At 39.2% G+C, this 3,822-nt stretch carries 4 protein-coding genes; 1 reads left to right on the top strand and 3 read right to left on the bottom strand.

The genetic code is table 11. From position 1 onward, the window contains the following. A partial coding sequence (locus ACIFQM_RS02110; RefSeq protein ID WP_430064963.1) for a recombinase zinc beta ribbon domain-containing protein occupies positions 1 to 870 on the top strand: 870 nt, incomplete at its 5' end. Between the two features lie 29 nt (positions 871 to 899). Here ACIFQM_RS02110 and ACIFQM_RS02115 read toward each other — a convergent pair. The 3 genes from ACIFQM_RS02115 to ACIFQM_RS02125 form a co-directional block, all read right to left on the bottom strand. Beyond that, the gene (locus tag ACIFQM_RS02115) at positions 900 to 1,187 is read right to left on the bottom strand and encodes a hypothetical protein (protein ID WP_430064965.1); all 288 of its coding nucleotides are present in this window, start codon (positions 1,185 to 1,187) and stop codon (positions 900 to 902) included. Positions 1,188 to 1,288: 101 nt separating this feature from the next. Then, positions 1,289 to 1,990, bottom strand: a complete 702-nt coding sequence (locus ACIFQM_RS02120) for an Imm3 family immunity protein (RefSeq protein WP_430064967.1) — start codon at positions 1,988 to 1,990, stop codon at positions 1,289 to 1,291. Between the two features lie 20 nt (positions 1,991 to 2,010). Further along, a partial coding sequence (locus ACIFQM_RS02125) for a deaminase domain-containing protein (protein WP_430064969.1) occupies positions 2,011 to 3,822 on the bottom strand: 1,812 nt, incomplete at its 5' end.

A 3,822-nucleotide genomic window follows, 5' to 3' on the forward strand; every position in this document is an offset into this window, starting at 1 on the left:
CTGACCAATGAGAAATATTACGGAGCTTTGCTTCAGCAAAAGACGGTAACGGTAGATTTGCTAACCCACAAACGAGGAAGGAATAAAGGACAAGAACAGCAATATTTAATTGAGGACAACCATGAGCCGATTGTATCCAAGGAACTATTTGAAGCGGTGCAAAAGGAAAAGGAATGGAGGGCCAAGCTGAAAGGTAATGTCATGGGGGATAGTAAAAGATACTCCAGTAAATATGCACTCAGTAGCAAAGTATATTGTGGATGCTGCGGAGCTATTTTTAAACGCCGAACCTGGAACAGCAATAATCCATCCAAAAAAGTAGTATGGCAATGCAAAACGTATGTCAATAAAGGTAAAGTAGCCTGTGATGCCAAATCAGTCGATGAACCCATTTTACATTCCGCGTTTGTACGAGTATTTAACCGGATGTATGAGAATAAGAAAGGATTGATTAAAACGCTGAAAGGCAATATTGAATCGGCACTTTCCAGTAAAGTAGGGCAAGAACCGCTATTGGACATCGAAGGACAGATGCAACAATTGAAATCCGACCTGAAGGAATTAGTGAATCTTAAGCTGCGGAATCAGATTGATGAAATTGTATATGAAGAAGAAACAAACAGGCTTTCAAGTGAACTCAACGAGCTACGACAACAGAAGCTGACACTGGAGCAGGAGCATGAGCAGCAAGCGAAAGTTAAGGAACGTGTCGATGAAATCATACAAATTTTAAGCTCGCGGCAAGATATACTGGAACAATTTGATGATAACCTATTTAATGCGTTGGTGGAGAAGATAACCATTCTCTCACCAGCGCATTTTGTTTTTACCTTGAAAAGTGGAATGGACATAGACGAAATACTGGACTAACGAAACCATAGGCTGAAACGATCAATAGGCTAGAGAATATTTGTGGATTGCATGACGGGAAGAATCAATCGAATCCCGTCTTTTACTCCTTCCATATACATGGATTGTTTATCCTGACTTAGCTGATCGCCTATGGCTTCTTCCCATTCGGATAGCAGTTGCTGAATATCTTCGTTTTGGTTCATTTTGAATTGATCCATTTTGGTGAATAGATTTTTGTCCTCAGATGAACATGAAGCCTGTTGTTCACTAGCTAGTTCCAACTGATAAAAACGTTGGCGTAATGCTTCTTTAAACCAATCTGGCCAATTTGACATAAGATATTTCCCTCCCGTTGTTTGAGTGTGTGTATGTTAACTCTGATGGGGAGGGATGGCAAGTCATTGTTTTTGTGTGTAATTTAGTTGTTGGAGTTTTATCAGGAAAAGTTAATTTGGTTTAATACGTTTTTAATTCGCTTTTCCAAATCCATTTGTTCCTCTTCTAATAATTGCTCTTGAAGAATATCTTTTATGTTAAACTGCTGTAATTCTTGTCTAATCTTCTGCAGAGCGTCTGTCTGTGTTAATTTATGAGTTAATAATTTTTCGGCTAGTGTTGTATACACGATTATCTTTTCACTTAATGTATTTTTACAATCACGTTCAAAGCGTCGAAATACACTAATAACTATTTCATCTATAGTTACATTATCTGTGTTTATTTGATTGAAAAATTTATTAACTTCATCTGTCAAGTCATAGTAGTACCAACATACCCTAGGATAGTAATCTAGCTTTTTATTTTCAAGTTCAGGTAACACGTTTTCTTTTCGAGAACGTAGATCATTGTATTGCACTAGTGTTAACTTTTGTTCTTGTTCTATTAAATAAAAGTCTAATTCAGATAGCATTTTAATCATGTGCGCTTTAAAAGTATGCAGAATTCTCGAATGAGAAACTAAAATTTCTGTAAGTACTACATAAATAATCGCTTTGTCCGTTTCGCTTTCTTTAGCTAACATATCATATTCATTAAATGTTCTTGCAATTGCCTCTTTATTACTCATTTTTTCATCATCTTTAAATTCTTCGTAAGTTTCGTTGATATATTCTAAATATTCTTCATATCCATAAATCATATTTATAAAAACCTCCAGAATTATTTTGAAGAAATACGTCTATCACCATTATGAACAACTTCAATTGTAATATTAGGGTACTTTTTATCAAATTGCTGAATGATTTGATTGCAACTGGCACATGTATCTTTTTCAGTAAATAGTTTGATTTTTCCTGTTGCATTGGGATTATCGCCTAATCTATGCGCCACATCATTTAATATTTTATACTCTGTATCAGCATCCCTTAAGTAAATATTTCCAGCAGCATCAGGAGCCTCTGTTGCCTTAAATGTTGGATTCTCAGGCTTAAAAGAAAATTCTTCAGTTCCAGGGATTTTTTTATTCGAATTATGAATTCCACTATGTGAATAAAAGTCTGTTTTACTAACTCCTGAAACTTTTACTTCTGCGTAAGCAAAATTACCTGCTTCTTTATATTTATTAGACAATTGTCCCCTAGCCTCTGCCACTTTATCAATAACATGTTGATTTATTTTTGGATCAATTCGACTGGTTGGAAATCTTTTTGTGCCCTGAGTAGCATTCCCCGTCCCCTCAATCTCTATCTCTTTATTGGGCTTTGTGTTTGGAAGTTGGGGGGCCTCTGTTTTTTCACTTATGATTTTAGGACCTGAATGAACAGGTTCTTTAACGGGTAATTTTAGTGTAGGTTTGGGTTTGAAAAATGAACCGGCTCCTTCAACGATCCCTGCTACACCAATCATATTGGACCAATGCTCTGCTGACAAAGGATCTTTAGGTGTCAATGCTCCACGTATAGTCTCTGTTATTCCGAATGTAGCAAAATTGATAGCGTCACTACCAGAGTTACCTTGATTACGTGCGCGCTCCATATAGGCTTGATACAATCCTTTAGGTATACCAAATGACCAATAATCTAAAAATTCACCAAATGAGTTTCCTGCATTTTGATACCTTACGTTATTAGCCTGCTCTATGCCTTTGTATAATTCAACTAGGCTGTTTGCTGATTTTGTAGACGCATTTTGTACTGTATGTGCCTGTTCCATTGCTATTTGGCCTTTTATCATCGCACTGCTACCCGTATGATCTAGATAGCGATCCCATAAGGACTTAGGCTCCTCAACTTGTGGTTTCGGTTGTTGTGCCATGTAGCTGTCATAATTTGCTCTCCAGCGTTGTCTCAGATCTACAGGAACTTGCTGATAGGCATGAGCCATAGCATTCGACTCTTTCAGCAGGTTCTGAATCAGCTCCAGTGGGCCTCCAGAATTCGCTACATGACGCGCACTCGTATATGCTTTTCCTAAAATCCACTTGCTATAGTAGGCTTGTCTCGCTCGCTCATGCTCATACTCACTAATCAACCCCTGCATGGCTAAACCAGCCAAGTGTTTGAGCGGGTGCAGCCCTGTTTCTTTACTGCCTCCAACCGTGGGCGTTCCTTTACTACGAATAGGGATGGCTCCAGTTGCTTGTAACACCGTTGCCGCCACTTTACCTGCTGGCCCACCCACCGTATTCAACATCACACTGGCTACGTTCCCTACTGCTGGAATGGAGCCTAACATTTTGGATATCGTCCCCATCAAGGCATTCGCCTGTTGAAGCGCTGCTGGAGTCGTAATTTTTGCTTTAGGAGTAGGGGCTTGGCTGCTAGATGAATCCTTTGCTGCTGAATGGGCTGCTTCATATGCTTTTATACTCATCAATGGTGGCTCCGGCACAGGAGGGAGGTCAGCCACGAAAACAGGAGCTTTCACCGTACCTTCCTGATAAATTACCGGGGCTTTGGTATCCGTCTCACCATCCAGCACCATGCTGCTTTCTCCACCTTTTAGATGAAGCGCCGTTCCAGCTTCCAGCGA

The organism is Paenibacillus sp. NRS-1782, assembly GCF_050467685.1.
In the GTDB taxonomy this organism is placed as follows: Bacteria; Bacillota; Bacilli; order Paenibacillales; family Paenibacillaceae; genus Paenibacillus; species Paenibacillus terrae_A.

What these genes read in the sequence shown, in the direction of transcription:
- ACIFQM_RS02115 (WP_430064965.1), bottom strand. Translation starts at nt 1,187, where the DNA reads ATGTCAAATTGGCCAGATTGGTTTAAAGAAGCATTACGCCAACGTTTT.
- ACIFQM_RS02120 (WP_430064967.1), bottom strand. Translation starts at nt 1,990, where the DNA reads ATGATTTATGGATATGAAGAATATTTAGAATATATCAACGAAACTTAC.